This is a genomic window from Rhodococcus sp. ACPA4, assembly GCF_002300185.1.
GTDB lineage: Bacteria > Actinomycetota > Actinomycetes > Mycobacteriales > Mycobacteriaceae > Rhodococcus_F > Rhodococcus_F globerula.
This window is the reverse complement of the sequence record NZ_NSDY01000001.1, coordinates 386,316-412,482: the sequence shown is the minus strand read 5'-3', so window position 1 is coordinate 412,482 and position 26,167 is coordinate 386,316. Positions and strand designations below refer to the sequence as shown.

The window sequence follows — 26,167 nt, the reverse complement described above, 5'->3', positions numbered from 1 at the left end:
GAGCGCTCGCAACGAAGGGTGACGCTGATGTCGGAAACCATGGACAACAGGCAATCCTCGGAACAACCGAGCCTCAAACGCGTCATGGGCCCCGGCCTGCTTCTCCTGTTCATCGTCGGAGACATCCTGGGCACTGGTATCTACGCACTCACCGGAAAGGTCGCCAATCAGGTAGGCGGCGCAGTCTGGGTACCGTTCCTCGTCGCGTTCGTGATCGCGATGATCACCGCGTTCAGCTACCTCGAACTGGTGACCAAGTATCCCAAAGCCGCAGGCGCAGCACTGTATACACACAAAGCATTCGGCATCCACTTCCTGACGTACATGGTTGCCTTTGCCGTCATGTGCTCCGGGATCACATCCGCGTCCACCGCATCGCGGGCATTCGCAGCCAATTTTGTCGAGGCATTCGACCTCGACTTCACCACCGGAATAGGTATCACGCTGTTGGGTATCGCCTTCATGGCGGTAGTGGCGATCGTCAACTTCCGCGGTGTCAGCGAAAGCGTCAAGACAAACGTAGTGCTGACCTGCATCGAATTGTCCGGACTGTTGATCATCATCATGATCGGTCTGTGGGCACTCGGCGTCGGCGACGGCGATTTCGCGCGAGTCACCACATTCGACACCGGCGATCGCAGCACCCTCTCCGCGGTGATCGCCGGCACCGCGCTCGCGTTCTTCGCGATGGTCGGTTTCGAGGACTCGGTGAACATGGCCGAAGAATGCAAGGAACCGACCCGGATCTTCCCGAAGGTTCTCCTCACCGGACTGGTGATCACCGGAATCATCTACATATTGGTCTCCATCACCGCAATTGCCTTGGTAAGCCCGAGCGAGCTCGGCGAAGGTGACACCCCACTCCTCAAAGTGGTCCAGGCCGGGGCACCCGGATTCCCCATTGGCATCTTCGCGTTCATCACGATGTTCGCCGTGGCAAACACGGCACTGATCAACATGCTGATGGCATCGCGACTCCTGTACGGAATCAGTCGCGAAGGCATACTTCCGTCGGCGTTCGGCAAAGTCCACCGCACCAGGCGCACACCCTATGTCGCCATCATCTTCACGACGCTTGTCGCATTCGGGTTGATCACCTTTGTCGGCGAGGTTCCGGAACTGGGCGGAACCACCGCACTACTGCTGCTGTGCGTCTTCACCATCGTCAACATCGCAGTTCTGGTGCTCCGCAGACATCCCGTGGAACACAAGCACTTCCGGGTTCCGACAATCTTTCCGATCCTCGGCGCCATCACCTCGGGCCTACTGGTCACACCTATCGCCGACCGTCCCGTCGTGCAATATCAGATCGCCGGGATTCTCCTCGGGATCGGAGCAGTTCTCTGGCTCGTCACCTACGCCGTGAACAAGCGATCCGGGCGAGGCGGCCCCGAGATCGACCCGGAGCATCTCGCAGAACGCTGAAGGTCAGTAACCTTCCGGGAGAGCTGCGAACATGTCCCGCGTTACGCCGACGGCATTGTCCGAACTTCCGCCGCGCACAACCAAAGTCGCAAAAGCCAAGTCACCCCGATACCCGACGAACCATGCATGCGAGCCGCCGTCGACCTCGGCCTCACCGGTCTTGCCGTACACCTCACCCTGATCCTCGACGCGCTCAGCCGTACCACTGGTAACCACCAAGCGCATCATGCCGCGCAAACCGTCGACCATCTCCGGACTGATGGGCGTGCGGTCACCGTCGATGACGGTTTCCCGACCCGAAATCAGTTGCGGCACCGGTGTGGACCCGTGGGCCACCGTCGCTGCAGCCAATGCCATACCGAACGGACTCACGACCACCAAGCCCTGCCCGAAGCCGTCCTCGGTGCGCTGCACCAGATCCGGCGCGGGCGGGACCGAACCGGAATCGGTCGGCAATCCCACGATGTTGTAATCGGGGCCGATACCGAACTGCGCTGCCGCAGTGGTCAATGCATCGGGTTCCATCTCACTGGCCAGTTTCGCGAAACTTGTGTTGCACGAACGGGCGAACGCCGTTGCCATCGGTACCGTCCCGAGTGAGAACTCGTTGTAGTTCGGGACACTTCGCTGACCGATCTCGATGCGACCGGGGCACGGTACCATCGTCTCCGGGCTCGCTTGCCCACCGGAAATTGCGGCACCCGCAGTCACGATCTTGAACGTGGAACCGGGCGGGTACAGGCCCGTCGTCGCGACCGGACCGTCGCGGTCCGCCGCCTTGTTCTGGGCTACCGCCAGGATCGCGCCGGTGGAAGCCTCGATCACCACCATCATCGCCTGATCCGCATTCACATTGACGGCACGTTGCGCGGCGATCTGAATATTGCGGTCGAGACTGATGGTGAACGACGGAACCGGTTGCGGCGCAGTCTCCGTCAAGATATCGGTATCGACGCCGTTCTGGTTGACCGTGACGACACTCCACCCGGCCTTGCCGTCTACCTCGTCGATGATCGTCTTCTTTATCTGCCCCAGCAGGTCCGGTGCAAACTCCGGATCGGTGGACACCAGATCCGATTCATCGGAGACGCTCACCCCGGAAATCCCGGCCAACTGCGCCGCTACCCGCTCGTAGTCATCACTACGCAAACGAGTGACCAGGTAGTCACCCTTCACAGCCGTCGACGACTCTGCGATCGACTGGCCCGACAGCGTGGAATCGAACTGAGCCAAGGTCGCGGCCAAGGCGTTTGCCGCACCGACGACGTCGGAACTCTTCGAGCGATCGAACTTGACCCGGTACACGATTCCCGGAACCAGAACATCGGTTCCCGAATGCTCGTTGACGCGAGCCCGGGGCGCCGGTTTCGACCGCAACGACATGGTCTGCTTGTCACCGAGTTTCGGGTGGACGTCGGTGGAACTCCAACGGACGGACCAGCCTCCGTCCTTGCGGCCCATCTGCATTTCACCGTCGTACGTCCAGACACGCTCCTTCGGGAGGTGCCAGACGTAGGTGTAGCCGACCGTCGCGGTATCGCCGTCGATCTTGACCTTGGTGGTCTCCGCCGTCATCGACTCGGCCTGCAACTCGTCCCACGTATCGCTCAGCACAGCCCCGGCCGCGTCAGGTCGATCCGTCAACCCTGCTGCTTCCTCGATATCCCGGTCTGCAAACGCACTCAAGAACTGCTGAGCCACAGGTTCCGGCCCCGCCGGCTTCGGAGTGCATGAGCTAACCCCCATCGCCAGCAAAACAGCAGTGCAGGACGCCAGGATTTGGGCGGAGCGGCTACGCGTGAAAGTCCGAGTGTTCATCGGACCCCATACTAAGTCGACACAAACTCGACGCAGCGGAGGCACGACTCAATCGAGGAGAACGGTCGCAAATGTTGCGACCTGCCGGAACCCGACCCGCGCGTACGTGGACCGTGCCACCGTGTTGAAGCTGTTGACGTACAGACTCGCGACCCTGCCGGTTGCCATGATCGATTCGGCGACTGCGGCCGTCCCCGTCACTCCGTATCCACGACCACGGAATTCGGGATTGACCCACACCCCTTGGATCTGACCGCACCGTGACGACACGGAACCCACCTCGGCCTTGAAGACAACCTGGCCGTCGTCGATTCTTGCCCACGCTCGGCCCGACGCGATCAAGCTCGCGACACGATGACGGTATCCACGTCCGCCGTCGTTCGTCCGGGGATCGATGCCCACTTCTTCGATGAACATGGCGACGGCAGCGGGTAGATAGATGTCGAGTTCGTCGGGCCGGACCTGCCGGACCAACGGATCGGACAAACATGAAAGTGGTTCGGACACCGCGAGCAAAGGTTGTTCGGCCCGCACCTCCCGCGCGCTCCCCCAATCCAACTCGAGCATCTCCCACAGCGGCAAGGCCAATTCGGCCCGGCCGACCACCGACGAACACATTCGCGGAATCCGGCACGCCCGATCCGCGAACGCACGGATGCTGTCGATGTCTCCGCGAAGAGGCACAAGATTGGCGCCGGCAAAACACAACGACGACGACGGGCCGCCGCGGCTCCACAGTTCGCCGTGGATCATGCGAGGATCAACGCCGCATTCCTCGACGCGTGAAGCGATCATGCACGACGCAATGGGGTCGGCGTCGAGGACACGACGAACGTCGTCGAGATCGCGGCCCCCGACCGGCTTGGCTCCGAGGAGTTTCAGCATTGATTGACCCCTCCGCTCTCAGTGCGCCCGCGCCGTGCAGACTTGTGCACCCAGATTGCCACGAACCGGGAACTTGCGGGAAGGTTTCATCCGGCTATTGCTCAACTCACAGTGTCGACAGGTTCATCAGCTCACCGTGACAACCGGTGCGCCGTCGGGAGATTCACCTTCCATGGCTTCCGCGATCTTCATAGCCTCCTCGATGAGAGTCTCGACGATCATGGCTTCGGGCACCGTTTTGATGACCTCACCCTTCACGAAAATCTGGCCCTTGCCATTGCCGGACGCCACTCCGAGATCGGCTTCGCGGGCTTCTCCTGGTCCGTTGACAACGCAGCCCATCACGGCCACGCGCAACGGGATCTCCATGCCTTCGAGACCAGCAGACACCTGATCGGCCAACGTGTAGACGTCGACCTGTGCACGTCCGCAGGACGGGCACGACACGATTTCGAGCTTGCGCGGACGCAGGTTCAAGGACTGAAGGATCTGGTTGCCGACCTTGATTTCCTCAGCCGGCGGCGCGGACAGTGACACACGAATGGTGTCGCCGATACCTTCTGCCAGCAAAGCGCCGAACGCCACTGCGGACTTGATGGTGCCCTGGAATGCCGGACCGGCTTCCGTAACACCGAGATGCAGCGGGTAGTCGCATTTTGCAGCGAGTTGACGGTAAGCCTCGACCATCACAACGGGGTCGTTGTGCTTGACGGAGATCTTGATGTCACCGAAACCGTGTTCCTCGAACAGTCCGGCTTCCCACAGCGCGGATTCGACGAGTGCTTCCGGAGTGGCCTTGCCGTACTTCGCCATCAATCGAGGATCCAACGAGCCTGCGTTGACGCCGATACGAATCGGGATTCCCGCGTCACCGGCAGCCTTGGCTACCTCTTTGACACGGCCGTCGAATTCCTTGATGTTGCCGGGGTTGACGCGGACGGCGGCGCATCCGGCGTCGATGGCGGCAAAGATGTAGCGCGGCTGGAAATGAATATCCGCGATGACCGGAATCTGACTCTTCTTCGCGATGGTCGCCAGAGCGTCCGCGTCTTCCTGGCGTGGACAGGCAACGCGCACGATGTCACAACCGGAAGCGGTCAGTTCGGCGATCTGCTGCAGCGTCGCATTGATGTCGTGCGTCTTCGTGGTGCACATCGACTGCACCGAGATGGGGAAATCGCTACCCACACCCACGTTGCCGACCTTCAACTGACGGGTCTTGCGTCGCGGAGCGAGAATCGCTGCGGGTGCGGAGGGCATTCCCAAACCGATGGGGGTGGTCACGTCTGTGCCTACTTTCATAGCTTCACTGCAAGTTTAGCCGGGCCGTGGTTGTGCGAGCGCCTCGAAACGATTGCGCTGATCACACAGCCTTAGAAAATCTTGATCGGATTGACGATGTCAGCTGTGAGTGTCAGCAACATGAACGCGCCACCGATCACGATGAAGACGTAAGTGATCGGGAGAAGCTTGGTGTAGTCGACCGGTCCCCCGGCAATAAGTCCGCGCCGGGCCCGGAACCAGTCGCGAATCTTCTCGTAGAAAACCACCGCGATGTGTCCACCGTCGAGTGGCAGCAACGGGAGGATATTGAAAACGCCGAGGAAGAAGTTGATCGACGCGAGAAGCAGGACAAATGTCGGCCACTCAGCGCGGTCCGCAGCTTCACCACCGATCACGCTCGCTCCCACGACACTGATCGGTGTGTCCTGCGCCCGCTCACCACCGGTAACCGACTCCCACAGCGCACCGACCTTGGACGGAATATCTGCCAGCGCCTTCACCGACTCGACCATGATCGTGCCGGTGTAGTCGAAGGCCGCCGGAACGGCCGTGAACACGTTGTAGCTCTCCCGTGCCTGCTCGACTCCGACAATCCCGACGGCCCCGACCTTGGTGAGCTCAGGCGTCGTCTTACCTGCGCCCGTGACATAACGTTCGGCAGAGGTCACGGCAACCGGAATCTGAAGTATCTGGCCGTCACGTTCGACGGTGAGATCCACCGTGCCGGAGGTATCCCGGATTGCGGTTGACACTTCCTTGAACGTCTCGACCGGTGTTCCGTCGACCGCGGTTATGCGATCACCAGGGGCAAGTCCGGCAGCTTCGGCAGGGCCGGTTCCCTCACACGGCGCCAACGCCCAGCTCTGGTCCTGGCCGTACTGCGTCGGTGCGACACATGAGAGCTTCTCGACAACAGCCGGAGCAGGATCCGTGGATTGCGTGCCCCAGCCGAGGAGCAATCCGTAGATCAGCAACAGGCCGAGAATGAAGTTCATCGCGATACCGCCGGACATGACAACGACGCGCTTCCACGCCGCTTTCTTGTACATGGCGTGCGGCTCTTCTTCTGGCGTCATCTCGTCGAGCGCCGTCATTCCGGCGATGTCGCAGAAACCGCCGAGCGGCAAGGCCTTGAGGCCGTACTCCGTCTCACCCCGACGGAAGGAGAAGATCTTGGGACCGAAGCCGATGTAGTAGCGGCGGACCTTCATGCCCAGCGCCTTTGCCGTCCACATGTGGCCGGCTTCGTGCAGGGCGATGGACACGCCGATTCCGAGGGCGAACAGGATGACGCCCAATGCAAAAACCATGGAAGCTCTAGCCCTCCTGCTTCACGAGCTGACGCGCGCGTGTACGTGCCCAGCCGTCTGCGGCCAGAACGTCGTCTACGGTAGTCGGTTCTGCGGACCACTCCGACGCGTCGTCGAGAACTGCCGACACTGTCCGGACGATTGTGGGGAACGTGATGACGCCGTCGAGAAATGCCTGCGCGGCAACTTCGTTGGCGGCGTTGTAGATCGCGGTGAAACAGCCGCCCGCCTTGCCCGCGCTACGAGCCAACGCGACTGCGGGAAAGACCGTCTCGTCGAGGGGTTCGAACTCCCACGTGGATGCCTTCGTGAAATCGCACGCCGATGCCGCACCGGAAATCCGATCGGGCCACCCCAGTGCCAGCGCAATGGGGAGTTTCATGTCCGGCGGGCTGGCCTGCGCCAAGGTGGAGCCGTCGAAGAACGTGACCATCGAGTGCACGATCGACTGCGGATGGACAGTGACGTCGATGCGGTCGTAGTCGATCCCGAACAGAAGGTTGGTCTCGATCAATTCGAGCCCCTTGTTCACCAACGTCGCCGAGTTGAGTGTGTTCATCGGGCCCATCGACCACGTGGGATGGGCACCGGCCTGCTCGGGTGTCACGGATTCAAGAGCATCGGCACTCCATCCACGGAACGGACCACCGGATGCGGTGAGAATCAGGCGAGACACCTCGTCTGCGGTGCCACCGCGAAGGCACTGTGCCAGTGCCGAATGTTCGGAGTCCACCGGAACGATCTGACCGGGCGCGGCGGCCTTGGTCACCAATGCGCCGCCGGCAACCAGCGATTCTTTGTTGGCCAGCGCCAGTCGCGCGCCAGACTCCAAAGCGGCCAGCGTCGGTTCCAGACCTAGTGATCCCACCAACGCGTTGAGGACAACGTCGGCTCCACTGGCGCGAACCAGTTCCGCCGCGGCCGACGGCCCCGATCGAGCAGTTACGCCGTCGAGCGCGGCGGCGGCGTCCGGATTCGCCACCGCAACCTCGGTAACACCAGTCGCCCTGATCTGCTCGGACAACAACTCGACGTTGTTGCCACCCGCAGCCAAGCCGACCACCTCGAACCGTTCGGGGTTGGCTGCGATGACTTCCAAGGCCTGCGTACCGATGGAACCGGTGCTGCCGAGGAGAAGGACGCGGGTGGGTGTGGTTTCCTGCACGCATCCATTGTTGCCGATAACACCTGAGAACAACCTTATCGACGCCCCACTACGTACGACGGTCGGTCGTATGTCACCATATTGAGCAGTAGTGCAACCTATTGAGCAGGAGGATCGACCGTGGCCGATACCCAGTTGGACGTCAAGTCCAGCGCCCCCGTCGTGGTCTCACATGTCGATGAGGCCGAGGTCCCCTCTGCCGCATGGGGGTGGAGTGGTGAAAGCCTCAAGACTTTCCGTATCGCCGGATGGTTCTTCACGGCATTCCTGCTCCTGATGATCATCGGCAATCACAGTGGCAAGGTCGAAGACCTGTGGCTGATCGGTACCGCCGCTTTGATGGCGATCGTCTTGATCCGTGACGTGATCGTCCGTCGCCACCCGCGATAACCCACGCAACCAAAAAACCTCCACGAACTTCGAGTTCGTGGAGGTTTTTTGTTGCGGTACTTCAGTTTTCGGCAGCCAACTGACCACAGGCGGCAGCGATTTCCTGGCCGCGGGTGTCGCGGACCGTGCAGGACACACCCTGCGCGATGACGCGGCGAACAAACTCCCGCTCGACGTCCTTCGGGCTCGCGTCCCATTCGCTTCCCGGAGTCGGGTTCAGCGGAATCAGATTGACGTGAACCAGTCCTCCGAGCGCCTTCTTGAGTTTCTTGCCGAGCATGTCCGCGCGCCACGGCTGATCATTGACGTTCTTGATCATCGCGTATTCGATCGACACACGGCGGCCGGTCTGATCTGCGTAGTACCGCGCAGCCTGCAGAACCTCAGCCACCGACCACCGGTTGTTGACCGGTACCAAGGTGTCGCGCAGTTCGTCGTCAGGAGTGTGCAAGGACACCGCCAGCGTGACGCTCAGGCCTTCGTCGGCGAGTTTGCGGATTGCCGGGGCCAGGCCGACCGTCGACACGGTGACGGATCGCTGAGACAGTCCGAGTCCGTCCGGCGCCGGTGACGTGATGCGACGCACGGCCGCGACAACACGCTTGTAGTTGGCCAGCGGTTCACCCATGCCCATGAAGACGACATTGGAGAGACGGCCGGGTCCGCCCGCAATTTCACCGTCGCGCATGGCAGCAGCAGCGTCGCGAACCTGGTCGACGATTTCCGCCGTCGACAGGTTGCGATCGAGGCCGCCCTGACCGGTGGCGCAGAACGGGCAGGCCATTCCGCAGCCGGCTTGGCTGGAGATGCACAGCGTCGCGCGATCCGGGTACCGCATGAGGACGCTCTCGAGAAGCGTGCCGTCGTGCGCCTTCCATAGCGTCTTGCGAGTATCGCCGGCATCGCACGCGAGATGCTTGACGGGTGTCAGCAACCTCGGGAAGAGCGAGTCCCCCACCTTCTCGCGCACCGCTGCGGGCAGATCCGTCATCTTCTCGGGATCAGCTTCGAGGCGGGCGTAGTACTGGCGGGCGATCTGATCGGCCCGGAATGCCGGTAACCCGAGCTCCTTGACCGCCTCTTTGCGCTCGTCGGAGTCGAGGTCAGCGAGGTGCCGAGGAGGCATTCCGCGCTTGGGTGCATTGAAAACGAGGGGAAGAGAGGCAGCCATAGTTACACCATTCTCCCATTGATTTGGCGTTCACCCCTACTTCGGCCCGATTGAGCGCCGAGAACCCGTGCATGTTCGTGCTTCTTGCGTGATGATCAACTCATGTCGAGCACACCAGAGGATCCCTCGAACGCACCCGTGTACGGACCCGCCGACGGGTTCGGATCCGACCCACAACTCCCCGCCACCGATGACACGGCGGCCGTGGAGAAACACGACCCGGCGCCGCCAGTAGAACCCACGCCGACTCCCACCGGAACTGCCGTCACCGACCGAACTCGCGCGGCAACAACGTGGGTTGGCCTGGTCATCGGTGCAATTGTGCTGATCCTGCTACTTGTCTTCATCCTGCAGAATCTCGAGAACGTGTCGGTCGAAATCCTGGCGTGGCAACTGGATTTCCCACTCGGGATCACCATCCTGCTGGCGGCGATTGCCGGCGCCCTCATCATGGCCCTTGCCGGCGGTGTCCGGATTGTTCAGATTCGCCGCGCGGCCAAACGTCAGCTGTGACTGAAATCTAGTTACGCAATTGGGTCGATCGGTGGTCTGCCAGGCATCATTGGTGTCGTACAAATCACCGGAAAGGACCTGCTGTGACCACTCACATGGAGAGACCTGTGACCATGCGGATCGCACCTGAACAAGCGCGATCCTGGCTACTTGTCCCCGCGTCCAAACCGGACACCTTCACCGCCGCGCTGAACAGCGCTGCAGATGCCGTGATTCTCGATGTCGAGGACGCGGTCGCCCCGGCACACAAGCCGAAGGCCCGAGAAGACGTCGTCGCGTTCCTGAGCGGGCATGCCCGTGCCTGGGTGCGCATCAACGACGCCACCACACCCTTCTGGGAAGAGGACCTCGCCGCGCTGTCCGGCCTCCAAGGGCTCGAAGGCGTCATGCTCGCGAAGACCGAAAGCGGTCAGCAGGTAGACGCCACCGCCGAACGCCTCCCAGAGGGCACGAAGATTCTTGCTCTCGTCGAATCGGCAGTCGGACTGGAGGCAGCACCGGAAATCGCTCGAACCGAGGGCACGTTCCGACTGGCATTCGGTAGTGGCGACTTCCGCCGCGACACCGGGATGGACGACTCCCCCACATCCATGTCCTATCCCCGCTCACGGCTCACCATCGCGAGCCGTGCCGCCCGGATCGCCGCTCCCATCGACGGCCCGACGTTGGGTACCGACCTTGATCTGCTGTCGCGCGATTGTGCGATCACGCTGTCACTCGGAATGGCAGGCAAGCTCTGCATGACGCCGGCACAAACAGAACCCGTCAACACAGGTTTAAGCCCCTCCGTTGCCGACGCCGCCTGGGCCCAGGACGTCATCGACGATCTCGGTGAGGACGGCTCACGCGTACGTGATGGCAGTGACCTGCCGCGGCTGGCCAAGGCAAAGAAGATTCACGCCCTGGCAACCCTCTTCCACATCCCGACTCAGAACTAATTTCGGCATAGTTCTGAATCGGTGCAGAATGCGTCAGGCGCTCATGCTCATGAAGAGCGCCTGACGTGCGACTTTCTGAAGAGATTCACAGCAATTCCAACGATCGCGGCTTGAATCGGACGTGCACGCGATAGCGCACCGGGAACGACAAACCCGACACCGACGAGAACGCGCGCGCTGCAGTTTTCTCGGTGAATTCGATCCCGAGAACCTTGCGCATATCGTCCCGATTCCGAAATTCCCATCGGGTGTCAGCCCGGCTCAGTGAAAATCCCTGAGCCTCGAAGAATGCTTCCACTGCGGCCGGGTCGTACTTGGGCAGATCGGCCCGCATCCAGTCGCCGTACGGCGACGCACCGACATCGAGATCGACAATCACCAATGCGCCCCCGGGCCTGAGGATTCGCATCGCCTCGGCGATGCCCCGGCCACAGCCCTTCCCGAAGAAGTACGCCGTGCGCGCATGAACGACATCGACGGACGCATCCGCCAGACCGGTCGACTCGGCAGACCCGGCAACGACGTCGATCTTCGCGTCGTCGCGAGTTCGATCCTGGGCCAATCGCACCAAAGGCGTGTGCGGCTCGACCCCGACCACCCGGCGCGCAGTGCGCGCGAACTCCGGCAGATGAAAACCGGCCCCACAGCCGACGTCCACGACGTCACGATCCGCCCAGTCCACAGCCGCACGCATCGCCATCCAGATTGCGCCATCGACGTCCTGCGCACGATTCTCCACCTCGTACACGTCGGGCCAATGCCAGATGTTCGGACTGGGAATCGGTGTCACGCTGCGTTCGATCACACGAGTGCGTACAGGATCAACCAGGTCACGAATGCGGACGGTAACAGCGAGTCCAGACGGTCCATGATGCCGCCGTGACCGGGCAGGAGCGTGCCCATGTCCTTGATTCCGAGTTCGCGCTTGACCTGCGACTCGATGAGGTCACCGACCGTGGCGACGATGACCAGAACAACGCCGAGCAGGACACCGATCATCGAATTGGCGTCGAGAATCAGCGTCACCGACAGCAGGCTGCCGATTACGCAGAAGATCATCGACCCCGCGAAACCCTCCCAGGATTTCTTCGGGCTGACCGCCGGGACCATGGGGTGCTTCCCGAACAGAACGCCTGCGGCGTAGCCACCGACGTCGGAACACACGACGCCGATCATGAGGACGAACACGCGACCGGGTCCGTCGTCTTCGAGAACCATCAGGGCGCCGAACGACGCCAAGAGCGGGATCCACGCCAACACGAACACCGTGATCGACGTGTCCCGCAGGAAATTCTTCGGAGTGGCTTTGAGTCCGTGATCGAAAAGGCGCCACACCATGCACACCAGAACCGTGGCGGTGAAAGCGCCGATCACGCCAACCGGGCCCCATGGCCAGCCGAGCCAGATCGTTGCCTGACCGCCGACAAGCAACGGGATCCGTGGAACTTCGATGTCCGCTTCCCGAAGCCGTGTCGCAACTTCCCACGTCGCGATGAACATCGCAATCGCCACGACGGCAATCCAGCCCGGCGGCAGGAAGATCAGTGTCCCGATGACCAATGCGCCGAGACCAACTCCGACGCCGATGGCGGCGGGAAGATTCCTGCCCGCCTTCGACTTCGGCGGCTGCGCGCCAACAGCGCCCCCCGTCGGCCCGTCCGTGACGGGACCGCCGGCGGTTCCCTCTTGTGCGTGCACCCAAACTCCCTGATCTGCTACCGACCGACAAACACGAAAGCGAGGAGGTCTAGACCTCCATCAACTCCGATTCCTTGTGCTTGACCAGTTCCTCGACAGTGTGCACGTACTTGGCCGTGGTCTTGTCGAGTTCCTTCTCTGCGCGGCCGACTTCGTCCTCGCCTGCATCGCCGTCCTTCTGGATCCGGCTGAGCTCGTCCATCGCCTTGCGACGAATGTTGCGGAGCGTGACCTTGGAATCCTCACCCTTCGACTTGGCCTGCTTCACGAGCTCGCGACGACGCTCTTCCGTGAGCTGCGGAACCGAAATGCGAATGATGCTGCCGTCGTTGGACGGGTTGACGCCGAGGTCCGAGTTGCGGATGGCCGTCTCGATGGCGTTCAGCTGTGAAGACTCGTACGGCTTCACGATCACCATGCGCGCCTCGGGAACGTTGATGCTCGCGAGCTGCGTGATCGGAGTGATCGAACCGTAGTAGTCGATCACGATACGAGAGAACATGCCCGGGTTAGCGCGGCCGGTGCGTACCGAGCCGAGATCGTCCTTGGCTACCGCGACAGCCTTTTCCATCTTTTCTTCGGCTTCGAAGAGCGCTTCATCAATCACGGCTGTTCCTCCATGTCGTTCTGATTCATGTCGTTCACTGTCGAATTTTCGAGCGGATCGTGGGAGTCGCTCACGACTTGACCAGTGTTCCGATCTTCTCACCGGACACCGCACGTGCGATATTGCCCTCGGTAAGAAGGTTGAACACCATGATCGGCATCGAGTTGTCCATGCACAGGCTGAACGCAGTGGCGTCGGCAACCTTGAGTTCCCGCTCGATGACCTCGCGGTGCGTGATCTGGTCGTACATCGTTGCCGTCGGATCGAGACGCGGGTCCGCGGTGAAAACGCCGTCGACGCCCTTTGCCATCAGAACAACCTCGGCACCGATTTCCAGAGCGCGCTGCGCGGCGGTGGTGTCGGTGGAGAAATACGGCATTCCCATACCCGCACCGAAGATGACAACGCGGCCCTTCTCGAGGTGCCTGCGTGCGCGCAGGGGCAGGTACGGCTCGGCAACCTGTCCCATCGTGATCGCGGTCTGCACTCGGGTGTCGACGCCTTCCTTCTCCAGGAAATCCTGCAGAGCCAGGCAGTTCATAACCGTGCCGAGCATGCCCATGTAATCGGAACGCGCGCGGTCGAGTCCGCGCTGCTGCAGTTCGGCGCCGCGGAAGAAGTTACCGCCGCCGATGACCACAGCTACCTGCACGCCTGATCGAACGACCTCCGCGATTTGTTCAGCCACCTTCGTGACCACGTCGGGGTCGAGTCCGACCTTGCCGCCTCCGAACATTTCGCCGCCGAGTTTGAGCAGGACCCGCTTGAATCCTGGACGTTCGTTGGCTGGTTCGGACATTGTTCTCCTCAGTTCGATACAAGACCCGTAGGCCATAAGTCCTTATTCGATCGCCGACTTGATCCGGCGACACAACAATCTTCCGGGACTGCTCCCGAAGGCACTCTTATCCTGCCTCATCGGAGGCCCCAGGTACACGTAGACCCCGCCGGATGAGCATTGCTCTTCTGGCGGGGTCCATGTGCACGGGCTCCGGATTAAGCGGAGGCGCCGACCTCGAAACGCACGAAGCGCTTGATGGTCACGCCGTTCTCGTCGAGGATCGCCTTGACGGTCTTCTTGGAATCCGTAACCGAAGACTGCTCGGTCAGTACGACGTCCTTGAAGAAACCGTTGACGCGGCCTTCGATGATCTTCGGCAGAGCCTGCTCGGGCTTGCCTTCTGCGCGGGCGGTCTCTTCGGCGATGTGACGCTCGGAAGCGACGATCTCCTCGGGAACCTCGTCACGCGTGACGTACTTGGCCTTGAGTGCTGCGACCTGCATTGCAGCGCCGCGAGCGGCCTCAGCAGCAGCGTCGCCTTCACCGGTGTACTCGACGAGAACGCCGACAGCGGGCGGCAAGTCGGAGCTGCGCTTGTGCAGGTACACGGCAACGGGGCCGTCGAATGTTGCGACGCGGCTCAGTTCGAGCTTCTCGCCGATCTTCGCGGACTGCTCGGCGATGACGGTCTCGATGGTCTTGCCGTCGAGCTCGAGTGCCTTGAGGGCAGCGAGGTCAGCAGGCTTACCTGCAGCGGCGACGGTCACGATCTCGTCGGCCAGCTTGATGAACTCTTCGTTCTTGGCAACGAAGTCGGTCTCGCAGTTGATCTCGATCATGACGCCGTCCTTGGCGACAACGAGACCCTCAGCCGTGGTGCGCTCTGCGCGCTTTCCGACATCCTTTGCACCCTTGATGCGCAACTGCTCGACAGCCTTGTCGAAATCGCCATCGGATTCTACGAGTGCGTTCTTGCACGCCATCATTCCGGAGCCGGTGAGCTCACGGAGCCGCTTGACGTCAGCGGCGGTGTAGTTCGCCATGGTTAGCGAGCCTCCTCATATGTCTGTTTCGGACCAGGGACTAAATATGAAGCACGGGCCTAACGGTGAAACGGCCCTGACCACAGGAACTCTGGTCAGGGCCGGTTTCGACGAATCAGGCCTCGGTGGCCGGTGCCTCTGCGGCGGGGGCCTCAGCCTCTGCAGCGGGGGCTTCAGCAGCCGGAGCTGCTTCTGCGGCCGGAGCTGCCTGTGAAAGCAGTTCCTGCTCCCACTCTGCGAGGGGCTCGCCAGCGCCGGTCTCGGGCTTCGCGTCCTTGTCGGCGCTCAGTCCGGCACGCGCCTGCAGGCCTTCGGCCACAGCGGAAGCGACAACCTTGGTGAGCAGCGCTGCGGAGCGAATCGCGTCGTCGTTGCCCGGGATCGGGTAGTCGACGAGGTCAGGATCGCAGTTGGTGTCCAGGATCGCGATGACCGGGATGTTCAGCTTGCGAGCCTCGGCAACTGCCAGGTGCTCCTTGTTGGTGTCGACAACCCACACAGCGGAGGGAACCTTGGCCATGTCGCGGATACCACCGAGGGTGCGATCCAGCTTGGTCATCTCACGCGTGAGCATGAGGATTTCCTTCTTGGTGCGACCTTCGAATCCACCGGTCTGCTCCATTGCCTCGAGCTCCTTGAGGCGGATGAGACGCTTGTGGACGGTGGTGAAGTTGGTGAGCATGCCGCCGAGCCAGCGCTGGTTGACGTAAGGCATCCCGACGCGGGTTGCCTCAGAAGCGATGGATTCCTGCGCCTGCTTCTTGGTGCCGACGAAGAGGACGGTGCCGCCGTGGGCAACGGTCTCCTTGACGAACTCGTACGCCTTGTCGATGTACGTCAGCGTCTGCTGGAGGTCGATGATGTAGATGCCGTTGCGGTCGGTCAAGATGAAACGCTTCATCTTCGGGTTCCAACGACGGGTCTGGTGCCCGAAGTGGGTACCGCTGTCAAGCATCTGTCGCATAGTTACAACAGGCATTGTTGTTCTCTCTTTCACATTCGGTTGCTGCGCGGTGCCGGTGGCACTGCGCCCTGGCGCCCACACGGCCGTCGGACCCGTATCCGGAAATACAGGACCAGCCGAAGGCCGAAAAAACGTGCGCGGGCGCGCGAAGTCGGACTGTGCGAACACAGACCGCTCGACAAGTGTACGTCCTTGCCTCGCAATGCCATAACCAGCACTACAACGCCAGTGCCGAATCAAACCTGTGGATGGAATCCGAACCTGTGGAAAACCATCCTGATCTGCACCTTCACTGCGGACGCACACTGCAGGCTGAAGTGATGCCCCTAGTGAATTCCATCCGCCGGACAATCCTGGTGCTGTGCGGAGTTACTGCCGTGACGATCGGCGCCGGGCCGACTCTCGCCGACGCCGCAGACCGATTCGATTGGCCACTCATGCCAAGGCCGCGAGTGGAAAGGACCTTCGACAACCCCGAAAAGAACTGGTTGCCCGGACATCGCGGGGTCGACCTGGCCGGTTCGACCGGACAGGCCGTAGTTGCCGCCGGACCCGGGGTTGTGGTGTTCGCCGGACAGGTTGCCGGCAAACCAGTGGTGTCCATCGACCACATCGGCGGATTGCGCACCACATACGAACCTGTCACCGCAGTGGTATCGGCGGGCGACCGCGTGGGCCTCGGGACGGTGATCGGCACTCTCGAGCCCGGGCACGAAGGCTGCGCTGTTGCCGCCTGTCTCCATTGGGGGCTACGACGCGATCGCACCTACCTGGATCCGCTCGGCCTTATCCATGACCGGCCGCTGCGACTCAAACCGCTGGGACGCTGACTCAAACCGCTGGGACGCTAGGGAAACGCTCAACGCCACTCAGCAACAGCGTGACGGCCCGCCGCATCGGCAAAATCATCCGCCACCATCGCGGCCAGCTCCATGAAGGCCCGCTTGGTTGCCGGACGGAGCAGTTCCAGGTCCATGACCGACCCCTCGGCGAGATGCTCGTCGAATGGCACAACCGTCACCGCTCGGCACCGTCGCATGAAGTAGTCAGTGAGCGCGTCCATGTCGATGACGCTCGAACCCGGCCGAGCGGCGCTGATGACAACTACGGTTCGTTCCACCAAATGCCCGTATCCGTGTAGTTGCAGCCAGTCCAGAGTGGCGGCAGCACTTCGTGCACCGTCAACTGCGGGCGAGCTGACCAGGACCAGCGAGTTGGCCAGATCGAGCACCCCGGACATGGCCGAATGCATGATGCCGGTGCCGCAATCGGTGAGGATGATGTTGTAGTACACCTGCAGGATGTCGATGACCTGGCGATAGTCGTCCTCACTGAACGCCTCGGAGATCGCCGGATCCTGTTCACTCGCGAGAACTTCGAGCCGACTGGGCGCCTGGGAGGTGTGGGCGCGCACGTCCGAGTAGCTCTTGATATCCGGCCTCGATGCAATCAGATCGCGCACAGTTGAACGGGTTTGGAGCGGCACGCGCTGTCCCAGCGTTCCGAAATCCGGGTTGGCGTCGACGGCAACAACACAATCTCCGCGAAGAGAAGCAAAGGTCGATCCAAGACCCACGGTGACTGTCGTCTTTCCGACGCCGCCCTTGAGAGAAAGGAGTGCAATCCGGTAGTCGTTCCGTATCGGTTGTTCAATTCGCTCGACCAACGCGCGTTGACGCTGGTCCGAGGTGGACTCCCCCAGGTTGACGTATCCGCCGGTCGCGCGGTGAACACCACGTCGCCACCCGCCGCGAGGCGTTCGCCGGGACCGCTTCAGTAATGCTTCAGCTACCAAATCTTGATTGGTAACTTGCTGTTGGCTCATCTGGTTCGAAACCGGGGGCGGGGCCGACCAGGAATCCTGCGGCCACACTCGCGCTTCGGGCGGCGCGGCGGGCGCAGCTACAACCGGAGCAACTTCGGCAATCCACGCCGGTTCCCCGGTCTGTGGCAGGTGTTCGACATCTGTGCGATTCACAATTCCCCCGGATATTGCGTAGCAACGAGCGGTGCAGCGCGATTGTGCCAACCGTGCCGATGGTCCGCCCTTCCGAGTCTCGACGCTACCAAATGGCTCGGAGGAACTCTCGTTCGACGAGCTTTTCAGGCTCGCGGATGCGCCTGATCGTGGACTGCACGCAGACGCTCCACCGAGACGTGGGTGTACAACTGAGTAGTCGCCAGACTCGCGTGTCCCAGCAGCTCTTGTACGACACGTAGGTCAGCTCCACCTTCCAGCAAATGTGTCGCTGCCGAATGCCGCAAACCGTGCGGCGATAGATCGGGCGCTCCCGGAACAGCTGAGACGGTTTCGTGCACCACCGACCGCGCCTGGCGTTGATCGAGCCGCCCGCCGCGCTTTCCCAGCAGCAGCGCACTACCCGATTTTTCCGATGCCAACAGTGGCCTGCCAACCCCGAGCCATTGTTCGATGGCCGATTCGGCCGGCACGCCGTAGGGCACCGAACGCTCTTTGTTTCCCTTGCCGAGCACTCGCAACAATCGACGGTTCGCATCTACCGATTCGATGTCGAGGCCGCACAGTTCTCCGACTCGAATTCCTGTGGAGTACAACAATTCCACGATGAGCCGGTCACGTAGAGCTATCGGATCATGTTGTTGCGCTCCACTTTCCGCCGCTTCCATCGCCTCGATCGCCTGATTCTGACGTAAGACGACTGGCAACGTTCGTCTAGCCGGTGGCGCAGCGAGTCGCACCCCGGGATCAACCTCGATGCGCGCGGTCCGCGCAAGCCACGCGGTGAATCCGCGCGCCGACGACGCGCGGCGTGCCACCGTTGTCCGCGCGGTCCCGGCAGCGGACTGCTGTGCCAACCAGGAACGAAGCACCCGAAGGTCCAGAGCATCCAGATCGGTTCCAGTCGACTGCGCAGCAAGGTGTTCCAACAGCGAGCGTGCATCGCCGACGTACGCACGGATGGTGTGCTCCGACCGTCCACGCCCCAGCCTCAGGTGCTCCGCATACGCGTCGAGGTGGATCGACAGCGCTCGCGGTAATTCGTCACTCATCTTCATAACGTTGCCTGCCTCGCGTGAAACTTCAAGCACCCTCGCCGATAGGGTTGGCCGGTGAACCGAGCAATTCCCTTGAAAATGCTATGCATCCTTGCCCTGATTTCAGCAATAGCGCCACTGTCGACCGACATGTATCTGCCAGGACTTCCCATCATGGCCGAGTCACTCGATACATCCGCGGCCAGTGTCCAATTGACGCTGACAACATTCATGGCCGGACTGGGAATCGGCCAGCTGATCATCGGACCGATCTCCGACGGAATAGGGCGTCGACGCCTTCTGCTCGGCGCCGCGGCGATCACCACGCTGGCAAGCGCGGCATGCGCTCTAGCACCCAACATCGAATTCCTGATCGGTGCACGTCTGATCCAGGGCCTCAGTGGCGGGGCTGCGATCGTGCTCGCGCGCGCGTGCATCGCCGATCGCGCCCGTGGCAACGGAGCGGCAAAACTGTTCAGCATCATGATGATCATCGGCGGCGTCGCTCCAGTCGTTGCCCCATTGCTCGGTGGAGTACTGCTCGGTCCGGTTGGTTGGCGAGGCATCTTCTGGGTGCTGACAGCCGCAGGCGCAGTCATGGTTGCCGGCGTGTTCACACTCGTTCCGGAAACATTGCCGCCAGAACGTCGACACGGCGGCGGGTTGAAGGCGCTCGTCGCCAACCTAGGCTATGTCACCGGAAACCGTCGTTATCTCGGCTACGCGCTGGCCTTCATATTCGGGTTCGGTGCCCTGTTCTCCTACATCGCCGCTTCACCGTTTGTCGTGCAGAACGTCCTGGGCTTGACCCCTTCACAGTTTTCGATGGTGTTTGCGGTCAACGCAGTGGGAATGGTCGCGGCGGCCACAATCACAGCAAGGTTGCTCGGCCGCCTGAGCGCACGCACCCTCTTGAACTTCGGAGTTGCTCTGCTGACAATCTCAGGAGCTGTATTATTTTGTACTGCAGCGCTTTTCAACTCAACCAACCCGGCCGCGTTACTCATTCCGCTGTTCGTTTCGGTATCCAGCATCGGATTTATCATGGGCAACGCGACAGCGCTCGCACAAGGCGAGGTCACTGCTGCAGCCGGAACCGGCTCGGCATTGATGGGCGCGGGTCAGTTCGGATTGGCTGCAGCTGTGTCACCACTAGTCGGTATCGCGGGCCCGGATACCGCCGTACCGATGGCCATCGCAATACCGACATTCGGGTTACTCGCAGCCCTCTCGTTGGCGCTGTTCGCCCGCAAGGCCGATGCTGCGAACTAACGTTCAACCGCTGCGAGTTCCGACTTCCACACCCGGAATCCCTCTTCCGTGCGCCCACGCCGCCAGTAGCCCGAGATCGACGCGGAACCTGCCGGCACTCCACGTTCCTTCCGGACGTAGGCGCGCAGATTATGCATGACAGCCTGCGCTTCGCCGTGAATGAATACCTGCGGATTTCCCGGCAACCATTCGAGGTTTCTCACTGCTGTGACAATCGGCGAATTGTCGCCTGCGGATTCATCTGAAACAGCGTCCGAGGACGCACCTCGATGGACCCACTTCACAGAAACACCATTCGGTGCATTGATAGCAATCTCGTCGTCGGCACTACCAACTTCGACGACTACATACCCGATCGCGTCGCCCGAAAGTCTCTCGACGGAAGCTGATATTGCCGGAATGGCGGTTTCATCGCCTGCATAGAGGTGCCAATCGGCTGATTCTGCCGGCGCGAAGGCACCGCCGGGCCCACGGATTGTTATCTTGGCGCCCGCTTCCACTGATGCGGCCCACGGTCCAGCGATCCCGATGTCCCCGTGAACAACAAAATCAATCGCGATCTCGCGAGCACTACTGTCGTAACTTCGGATGGTATAGGTCCGAAGAGCCTGACCTTCCGGTGTCTCGAATTCGATTTTCACATACGAATCACTGAACTCACTAGGTGCGAAGTTGTCGAATCCCGGACCTCCCAGGAACACGCGGACCATGTGTGGAGTCAGTTTCTGAGTTCGCAAAACTGTCAGGGTTGTCGTCGGCTTGGCCACAGCCACATCCTTCCAAAGTTAGTGTTACCTAAGTAGAGTACAGGATGGCGAGCGTAGCGGCCGAAAGCTGATTCCAAGACAACCCACGCCAGTGAGCGTCGCTCAGCGATACATACCGATTCCGATGACCTAATTAATCGACTGAAAACCGACCAACCCGAATGAAGAATCTTTGCCAAAGAAAGGACAATTCCTCACTTCAGCGATCAACTCGCTCATTCGGAGGTACTGCCAGCAAAGAAAGAGTAAAAACAACTCTGGCACTCCACGGAATCCGTGAAGTGCCAGCGAAGGTCAATGTGCTCTAGTGAGCAGCATCGAATGCGTCGATAATCTCTGCCTTGATACGACCGCGCGGTGCGACCTCGTAACCGTTCTTCGCTGCCCAGTCACGAATAGCCTGCAGTGTCTCCTTGGAACGCCCAGAACCCGATGTAGCCTGCGTAGATGGGAGCTGCGCCTTCTTGCCGCGACGTGCAGATACCTTGGCTGCAGCATCAACGAACGGCTTGACTGCTGCGTCGAACTTCTCCGCATTGGTTGCCCGGAGGTCGATCACATAATCGGTTCCCTGGTACGAGAACTCAATTCGATCACCGAAGCCATCGTCGATCGGCTTACCATCAAGGTCGTCAATGAGTTGCCGAATCAGCTTCTCAGCCATTGCACTCCTCTTTCAATGATCGATTTGCTTTCGCTTCACAATACACAGAATTCCATAGCAATAACAAAGATGCCCACAGAACCGAAAAACAAACCGAACAGACTCGGCGGTTTGCATTAACGATAAGTTAGCGACATCGAGTTACCTCGATCCAGCGCTACAGCATTGGCGCGCAATCTATTTCGACCACCGGGCGCGACATGGAAACCCGCACCTTTCTGGACGATACTGACTAATCGGCAAATCAGCACATCAACCTGAGACATTCCTGAGACACGCGAGCGGCATTCGTAACCTACCGCACAGTCCGACCTGAACTGCCGCCCCTCTCATTCGGTGCAGCGCCCCACCGCACCGCTCTGACGTGCCGATAAACAGTCTTTCGAAGAACCAACCGACACGCTACACAACATTGTGCCAACGATCTGGCAAATGACCGATCACACCATCACGCCAAAAATAGACCCACTGCACAACGCCTATTTCGTACGAAACCACCCGCTTCCGTCAGAGTCGATAAAACCCTCCAACTCGAGCAGTGGAAGTGTTGCACGAACCTGGGAAATCAGCAGCCCAGATGCCTCGGACAACTCATTTGTGCTTCGTGAACCGCTTCCTGGTAATGCCTCGTACACGAGTCGAGAATTACCGGTCAACGAGTCGATGTCGCGAACCGCAGCAGCGTCCTGCTCTGAATTCAGAACACCGAACGGTCCGGAAACTTCTACGACGTCGACCGCGTTCGCAACAAGATATGCCTCTCCCTCACGAATCATTCTGTGACAGCCGGCAGACGACGATGATGTCACCGGTCCGGGCACTGCCATTACCGGGCGACCTAATTTCCGCGCCCAATTAGCCGTGTTCCTCGCACCACTTCGCCATCCCGCTTCAACCACGACCACCCCGTCGGACAACGCAGCGACCAGTCGATTCCGGGCAAGGAATCTGAACTTGGCCGGAGTAGTCCCCGGCGGGTATTCGCTCACCACCGCTCCGGAACTCACGATCTGGCGCAGTAATCGAGCATGACCGGACGGGTAGGCGCGGTCCACTCCGCACGCCAACACAGCAACCGTGGTGCCACCTACTCCCATTGCTGCTCGATGCGCTGCACCGTCAATACCAAAAGCTGCGCCCGACGTCACCGTCCATCCGTCCACTGCCAAGTCACCGGCTATCTCAGCGGTCACGTGCTCACCGTATGCCGTCGACGCCCTCGTACCGACAATCGCGACAGATCTCTCCGTCAGTTCCGTCAGATCACGAGAACCCAAGACCCACAGAACAAATGGTGGGACTTCACCTGCTGCCACGTCGAGATCATTGAACGGGAGTAATCGCCACGACGGCCATTCCGGGGAATCCGGAGTTACCAACCTTCCTCCCATCGCCGCCATCAGGTCCAGATCGCGTTGCGCAGTGTCGATATGCGCCCGAGCCCGGGTCTTCTCCTCCAACGACGGCGGCAGATCCCTGGATTTCACGGCCCGTGCAGTCTCCTCGACGCCGAGGTGCTCGACCAACGCGGCCAAGTGAACGCTCGGCCCTTGTGCAACCGCGGACAAGTACGCCCAGGCGAGCTGTCGCGGATCATGTGTGCTCACTGAAATCCCCTGTCTCGGAAATCGAGTGCCGTTGCAACCTGATCGGGGCCCGGCGTTGATTCACCCGCCAAGTCCGAAACTGTCCAGGCAACTCTCAAAGCCCGATCAGCACCTCGCGCAGTGATCACGCCTTTGCGGAGCGCACGCTCGACGGGCGCCAGAGCGTCGCGTGAGAGTCGGAACTTCTGTCGCAGCGCTGGGCCCGGAACTTCGGCATTGGTCCGCCAGCCGTAGTCACTCCAGCGTTCCGCTGCGGCATCACGCGCCGCGGATACTCGGGTTCGGACGCTTTCGGTGCTCTCGCCTACTTCGTCGATCAACGCACCCGTTGCAACGGCCTGCATCCGCACCCGAATATCGACTCGATCGAGTAGTGGTCCCGACAGTTTGCCCAGATACCGTCGCCTCGCCGCGGGTGCACACACGCAGTCCGCGTCACGCGGCGGCGCACACGGACACGGATTTGCAGCCAAGATCAACTGGAAACGTGCCGGGTACCGAGCGACTCCGTCACGTCGAGCTATCCGAACTTCGCCGTCTTCCAACGGTGTTCGCAAGGCTTCGAGCACTTTGACGCCGATCTCCGCGCACTCGTCGAGGAAGAGCACCCCGCGGTGCGCCCTACTCACCGCGCCTGGCCTTGCCATGCCACTACCACCACCGACCAACGCACTCACCGACGAACTGTGATGCGGCGCAATGAACGGCGGCATGTCGATCAACGGATGCTCCGCCGTCAACACGCCAGCCACCGAATGAATCGCCGTCACCTCCAGAGCCTCCGACTCCGTCAGCGGCGGCAATATCCCCGGAAGCCGCGAAGCCAACATCGTCTTCCCGATTCCCGGCGGACCCGTCAACATCAAATGATGTGCACCGGCCGCAGCCACTTCGATAGCCCAGCGTGCATCCGCCTGCCCCACCACCTCACTGAGATCACGCACACCCACCTCCACCGCCCGCTCGAAAGGCTCCGGAACAGGCAGGAAAATCTCACCCCGCAACCACGAGAGCACCGAAGCCAGATCACCGGCACCGAGCACCTCGATCCCCTTGACCAACCCCGCCTCAGCCATCGCCTGACGCGGAACCACCACCGTCCCCCAACCCGCACGCTTCGCCGCCAGAACCGCAGGCAACACACCCCGCACCGACCGCAACCGGCCATCCAACGCCAACTCACCCAAAAAAATCGTCTCGCGTAACTCCTTGCGCGGCAATTTCTTTGCCGCATCCAACACCGCCAAGGAAAGAGCAAGATCGTACACACTTCCCACCTTTGGCAACGTCGCAGGAGACAACGCCAAAATTACTTTGCTGTCCGGCCACTCCTCCCCCGAATTCGTCACCGCCGCCCGAATCCGATCCCGCGACTCGTGCAACGCCGTATCCGGCAACCCCACCAACTGCACACCAGGCAAACCACGCCCGATATCCGCCTCGATCTCCACGATCTGACCGTCGACGCCACTGACCGCCACCGAATGCGCCCGCCCCAACGCCATCAGAACGCATCCACAAAATGCTCGACCACCGGATCTTGATCGCGGCGAATCAACACCGCCACCACATCAAAACGCACCTTCGACCACGACCGACCCGAATCACCGAGCCACTGCAACGCCAACACCCGAATCCGGCGGCGCTTCGCAAACGTCACAGCCTCCGCCGGCGACCCGTACCCCACCCCACTACGCGTCTTCACCTCGACAAAAACAATCCGATCATCAACCGTCGCAATAACATCCAACTCGCCGTACCGACACCGCCAATTCCGTTCGACAATCTCCAAACCCGCACCGATCAGGAACTCCGCGGCCACATCCTCGCCGCGCGCCCCCAACGCCATATTCCCCGCCATCACAGCCCCCACCGTTCCGGTCCCGCGCGCCCGCCCATGCAAAACGCGTCCCACCCGTCACAGTGCCCCACAGACAGCACACCCGAACAAAAAGAAAACCCACCTGTTGATAACTCGAGACCTGTGGAATTCAGCAGAATAGGCGCCATACCGGCAAATCGTCCGGGATCAACGACGCATCGATCAACGAAGTACTCGTCAGTGCAGCCTCGATCGAGCGATCAACTTGCAGCGGCCGCGCTGGAAACCTTAATCGGCAGCGTGCGGAGATCTCAGGCGCAGGCCTGAAGAGCGTCGCGTATGGAACGCAGCGAGCAGCGTTCACAGCACTCAGCGGAGAAAGCCTGGCCGGAAAATCTGCGGTCGTTTCGATCGACTGAATTGGTGAACCCCACCTCTATACGGATTTCATCAAGCCAGCAATTGTTGCACCGTCCTGGCCCCTCGGAGCGTCACTGTCAAGTACAGGCACATCGTCGGCAGTAGCAATGAAATACGTTCTGTGGTAAGAGAACTCGTAACCATCCGAAGGATCCGTCCTCTATGTCGAGGGCTGATCAGGATCGATGCCGCGAGTAGAGAGAACCGTGACTAGGTCACCGGCCGACACTTTCCCGTCCACGTTGGCCACTCAGGAGAAGTTAACCAGGTCGCCCAGTTGCGCCTGTGACATCAGCAAACTCCGCGTGCGGTTCTCGAGTGCAGAACCAGCGTGACGGTCATATCGCCTGTGACGGCGTCAACCGCGGACTTCTCGCATGTTCTCGAGCAAATTCACCCACATAGATGATCGAACCTGCTTCATACCCCTGAGTACTGACAACCTTGGTCTCAATCACACCCTCGGAAGTGCCTCGTCAATGACGTATGTTCACGGATGTTATTGCAGCTGAATGAATCTGCGTGGAGTGCCGTAATCGTATCCTCTTCTGAAATATACATCAGATTGTGAAAATGAATATCAATAAGATGATCGTGACCAAGCTCAG

General features: G+C 60.9%; 25 protein-coding genes. 6 read left to right on the top strand and 19 right to left on the bottom strand.

Features of this window, described 5'->3' with window-relative positions; translation table 11 throughout:
* The first annotated feature begins 27 nt into the window (after positions 1-27).
* Complete coding sequence (locus tag CJ178_RS01935) at positions 28-1,425, top strand: APC family permease (RefSeq protein WP_045067932.1); 1,398 nt, start codon at positions 28-30, stop codon at positions 1,423-1,425.
* A gap of 3 nt (positions 1,426-1,428) precedes the next feature.
* Here CJ178_RS01935 and CJ178_RS01930 read toward each other — a convergent pair whose 3' ends face one another.
* The 5 genes from CJ178_RS01930 to dxr all read right to left on the bottom strand — a co-directional run bounded on the left by CJ178_RS01930 (position 1,429) and on the right by dxr (position 7,887).
* Positions 1,429-3,243, bottom strand: coding sequence for a penicillin-binding transpeptidase domain-containing protein (locus CJ178_RS01930; protein WP_095885991.1), 1,815 nt, complete (start codon positions 3,241-3,243; stop codon positions 1,429-1,431).
* 48 nt (positions 3,244-3,291) lie between these two features.
* Positions 3,292-4,128 carry a GNAT family N-acetyltransferase gene (locus tag CJ178_RS01925; protein ID WP_033236513.1) on the bottom strand — a complete coding sequence of 279 codons (837 nt, stop codon included), beginning with the start codon at positions 4,126-4,128 and terminating at the stop codon, positions 3,292-3,294.
* Between the two features lie 126 nt (positions 4,129-4,254).
* A complete protein-coding gene (gene ispG, locus CJ178_RS01920; protein ID WP_092808598.1) occupies positions 4,255-5,412 on the bottom strand; it encodes a flavodoxin-dependent (E)-4-hydroxy-3-methylbut-2-enyl-diphosphate synthase in 1,158 nt (385 codons plus the stop codon).
* Positions 5,413-5,501: 89 nt separating this feature from the next.
* Complete coding sequence (locus CJ178_RS01915; protein WP_033236515.1) at positions 5,502-6,722, bottom strand: M50 family metallopeptidase; 1,221 nt, start codon at positions 6,720-6,722, stop codon at positions 5,502-5,504.
* A 7-nt stretch (positions 6,723-6,729) separates the two neighbouring features.
* Entirely contained in the window at positions 6,730-7,887 is a 1,158-nt protein-coding gene (gene dxr, locus CJ178_RS01910) for a 1-deoxy-D-xylulose-5-phosphate reductoisomerase (RefSeq protein ID WP_095885990.1), read from the bottom strand.
* Positions 7,888-8,007: 120 nt separating this feature from the next.
* Between dxr and CJ178_RS01905 the strand changes: the two genes are divergently transcribed.
* Positions 8,008-8,277, top strand: a complete 270-nt coding sequence (locus tag CJ178_RS01905; protein ID WP_033236516.1) for a DUF2631 domain-containing protein — start codon at positions 8,008-8,010, stop codon at positions 8,275-8,277.
* A gap of 61 nt (positions 8,278-8,338) precedes the next feature.
* Here the strand turns inward: CJ178_RS01905 and rlmN are convergent, their stop codons facing one another.
* Positions 8,339-9,448 carry a 23S rRNA (adenine(2503)-C(2))-methyltransferase RlmN gene (rlmN, locus tag CJ178_RS01900; protein WP_033236517.1) on the bottom strand — a complete coding sequence of 370 codons (1,110 nt, stop codon included), beginning with the start codon at positions 9,446-9,448 and terminating at the stop codon, positions 8,339-8,341.
* A gap of 102 nt (positions 9,449-9,550) precedes the next feature.
* On the opposite strand from rlmN, the gene CJ178_RS01895 reads away from it, so the two are divergent.
* Together CJ178_RS01895 and CJ178_RS01890 are read left to right on the top strand one after the other, a co-directional pair.
* Complete coding sequence (locus CJ178_RS01895; RefSeq protein ID WP_072782454.1) at positions 9,551-9,961, top strand: LapA family protein; 411 nt, start codon at positions 9,551-9,553, stop codon at positions 9,959-9,961.
* Positions 9,962-10,056: 95 nt separating this feature from the next.
* Positions 10,057-10,899, top strand: a complete 843-nt coding sequence (locus tag CJ178_RS01890; protein WP_095885989.1) for an HpcH/HpaI aldolase/citrate lyase family protein — start codon at positions 10,057-10,059, stop codon at positions 10,897-10,899.
* A gap of 85 nt (positions 10,900-10,984) precedes the next feature.
* Here the strand turns inward: CJ178_RS01890 and CJ178_RS01885 are convergent, their stop codons facing one another.
* The 6 genes from CJ178_RS01885 to rpsB form a co-directional block, all read right to left on the bottom strand.
* Entirely contained in the window at positions 10,985-11,689 is a 705-nt protein-coding gene (locus tag CJ178_RS01885; RefSeq protein ID WP_179300707.1) for a class I SAM-dependent methyltransferase, read from the bottom strand.
* A gap of 11 nt (positions 11,690-11,700) precedes the next feature.
* Positions 11,701-12,597, bottom strand: a complete 897-nt coding sequence (locus CJ178_RS01880; protein ID WP_033236519.1) for a phosphatidate cytidylyltransferase — start codon at positions 12,595-12,597, stop codon at positions 11,701-11,703.
* A gap of 49 nt (positions 12,598-12,646) precedes the next feature.
* Positions 12,647-13,204, bottom strand: coding sequence for a ribosome recycling factor (frr, locus tag CJ178_RS01875; protein ID WP_033236520.1), 558 nt, complete (start codon positions 13,202-13,204; stop codon positions 12,647-12,649).
* Between the two features lie 70 nt (positions 13,205-13,274).
* Positions 13,275-14,003 (bottom strand): UMP kinase, encoded by a 729-nt coding sequence (pyrH, locus tag CJ178_RS01870; RefSeq protein WP_033236521.1) that lies wholly within the window; start codon positions 14,001-14,003, stop codon positions 13,275-13,277.
* Positions 14,004-14,200: 197 nt separating this feature from the next.
* Positions 14,201-15,028, bottom strand: a complete 828-nt coding sequence (gene tsf / locus CJ178_RS01865; RefSeq protein ID WP_033236522.1) for a translation elongation factor Ts — start codon at positions 15,026-15,028, stop codon at positions 14,201-14,203.
* 115 nt (positions 15,029-15,143) lie between these two features.
* Positions 15,144-16,007, bottom strand: a complete 864-nt coding sequence (rpsB, locus tag CJ178_RS01860; RefSeq protein WP_033236523.1) for a 30S ribosomal protein S2 — start codon at positions 16,005-16,007, stop codon at positions 15,144-15,146.
* A gap of 305 nt (positions 16,008-16,312) precedes the next feature.
* Here rpsB and CJ178_RS01855 point away from each other — a divergent pair, with 305 nt between their 5' ends.
* Positions 16,313-16,822: a M23 family metallopeptidase gene (locus tag CJ178_RS01855; RefSeq protein WP_033236605.1), complete on the top strand. Its 510-nt coding sequence runs from the start codon at positions 16,313-16,315 to the stop codon at positions 16,820-16,822.
* A gap of 29 nt (positions 16,823-16,851) precedes the next feature.
* Here CJ178_RS01855 and CJ178_RS01850 read toward each other — a convergent pair whose 3' ends face one another.
* The gene (locus tag CJ178_RS01850; RefSeq protein WP_371851314.1) at positions 16,852-17,817 is read right to left on the bottom strand and encodes a MinD/ParA family ATP-binding protein; all 966 of its coding nucleotides are present in this window, start codon (positions 17,815-17,817) and stop codon (positions 16,852-16,854) included.
* A 278-nt stretch (positions 17,818-18,095) separates the two neighbouring features.
* Complete coding sequence (locus tag CJ178_RS01845) at positions 18,096-19,028, bottom strand: tyrosine recombinase XerC (RefSeq protein WP_095885986.1); 933 nt, start codon at positions 19,026-19,028, stop codon at positions 18,096-18,098.
* Between the two features lie 78 nt (positions 19,029-19,106).
* Between CJ178_RS01845 and CJ178_RS01840 the strand changes: the two genes are divergently transcribed.
* Complete coding sequence (locus CJ178_RS01840; protein ID WP_095885985.1) at positions 19,107-20,279, top strand: multidrug effflux MFS transporter; 1,173 nt, start codon at positions 19,107-19,109, stop codon at positions 20,277-20,279.
* Here CJ178_RS01840 and CJ178_RS01835 read toward each other — a convergent pair.
* From CJ178_RS01835 to CJ178_RS01815, 5 genes are all read right to left on the bottom strand, one after another.
* The gene (locus CJ178_RS01835) at positions 20,276-21,046 is read right to left on the bottom strand and encodes a siderophore-interacting protein (protein ID WP_033236527.1); all 771 of its coding nucleotides are present in this window, start codon (positions 21,044-21,046) and stop codon (positions 20,276-20,278) included. The two genes, CJ178_RS01840 and CJ178_RS01835, sit on opposite strands and share 4 nt — an antisense overlap.
* A 304-nt stretch (positions 21,047-21,350) precedes the next feature.
* Positions 21,351-21,710, bottom strand: coding sequence for a histone-like nucleoid-structuring protein Lsr2 (locus tag CJ178_RS01830; RefSeq protein ID WP_033236528.1), 360 nt, complete (start codon positions 21,708-21,710; stop codon positions 21,351-21,353).
* Positions 21,711-22,189: 479 nt separating this feature from the next.
* Positions 22,190-23,317, bottom strand: coding sequence for a DNA-processing protein DprA (gene dprA, locus CJ178_RS01825; protein WP_033236529.1), 1,128 nt, complete (start codon positions 23,315-23,317; stop codon positions 22,190-22,192).
* Complete coding sequence (locus CJ178_RS01820; RefSeq protein WP_033236530.1) at positions 23,314-24,822, bottom strand: YifB family Mg chelatase-like AAA ATPase; 1,509 nt, start codon at positions 24,820-24,822, stop codon at positions 23,314-23,316. The genes dprA and CJ178_RS01820 overlap by 4 nt, the downstream gene beginning before the upstream one ends.
* Positions 24,822-25,178, bottom strand: coding sequence for a YraN family protein (locus CJ178_RS01815; protein ID WP_095885984.1), 357 nt, complete (start codon positions 25,176-25,178; stop codon positions 24,822-24,824). Before CJ178_RS01815 ends, CJ178_RS01820 begins: the two co-directional genes overlap by 1 nt.
* Positions 25,179-26,167: the final 989 nt, after the last annotated feature.

Bases quoted from the DNA above. Each gene is read 5' to 3' on its own strand.
- rlmN (WP_033236517.1), bottom strand. From the start codon at position 9,448: ATGGCTGCCTCTCTTCCCCTCGTTTTCAATGCACCCAAGCGCGGAATG.
- CJ178_RS01850 (WP_371851314.1), bottom strand. From the start codon at position 17,817: ATGAGCCAACAGCAAGTTACCAATCAAGATTTGGTAGCTGAAGCATTA.
- CJ178_RS01845 (WP_095885986.1), bottom strand. From the start codon at position 19,028: ATGAAGATGAGTGACGAATTACCGCGAGCGCTGTCGATCCACCTCGAC.
- CJ178_RS01935 (WP_045067932.1), top strand. From the start codon at position 28: ATGTCGGAAACCATGGACAACAGGCAATCCTCGGAACAACCGAGCCTC.
- CJ178_RS01895 (WP_072782454.1), top strand. From the start codon at position 9,551: ATGTCGAGCACACCAGAGGATCCCTCGAACGCACCCGTGTACGGACCC.
- rpsB (WP_033236523.1), bottom strand. From the start codon at position 16,007: ATGCCTGTTGTAACTATGCGACAGATGCTTGACAGCGGTACCCACTTC.
- CJ178_RS01915 (WP_033236515.1), bottom strand. From the start codon at position 6,722: ATGGTTTTTGCATTGGGCGTCATCCTGTTCGCCCTCGGAATCGGCGTG.
- CJ178_RS01890 (WP_095885989.1), top strand. From the start codon at position 10,057: ATGGAGAGACCTGTGACCATGCGGATCGCACCTGAACAAGCGCGATCC.
- pyrH (WP_033236521.1), bottom strand. From the start codon at position 14,003: ATGTCCGAACCAGCCAACGAACGTCCAGGATTCAAGCGGGTCCTGCTC.
- CJ178_RS01830 (WP_033236528.1), bottom strand. From the start codon at position 21,710: ATGGCTGAGAAGCTGATTCGGCAACTCATTGACGACCTTGATGGTAAG.
- CJ178_RS01840 (WP_095885985.1), top strand. From the start codon at position 19,107: ATGCTATGCATCCTTGCCCTGATTTCAGCAATAGCGCCACTGTCGACC.
- CJ178_RS01815 (WP_095885984.1), bottom strand. From the start codon at position 25,178: ATGGCGGGGAATATGGCGTTGGGGGCGCGCGGCGAGGATGTGGCCGCG.
- CJ178_RS01855 (WP_033236605.1), top strand. From the start codon at position 16,313: ATGCCCCTAGTGAATTCCATCCGCCGGACAATCCTGGTGCTGTGCGGA.
- CJ178_RS01820 (WP_033236530.1), bottom strand. From the start codon at position 24,822: ATGGCGTTGGGGCGGGCGCATTCGGTGGCGGTCAGTGGCGTCGACGGT.
- CJ178_RS01925 (WP_033236513.1), bottom strand. From the start codon at position 4,128: ATGCTGAAACTCCTCGGAGCCAAGCCGGTCGGGGGCCGCGATCTCGAC.
- tsf (WP_033236522.1), bottom strand. From the start codon at position 15,028: ATGGCGAACTACACCGCCGCTGACGTCAAGCGGCTCCGTGAGCTCACC.
- CJ178_RS01930 (WP_095885991.1), bottom strand. From the start codon at position 3,243: ATGAACACTCGGACTTTCACGCGTAGCCGCTCCGCCCAAATCCTGGCG.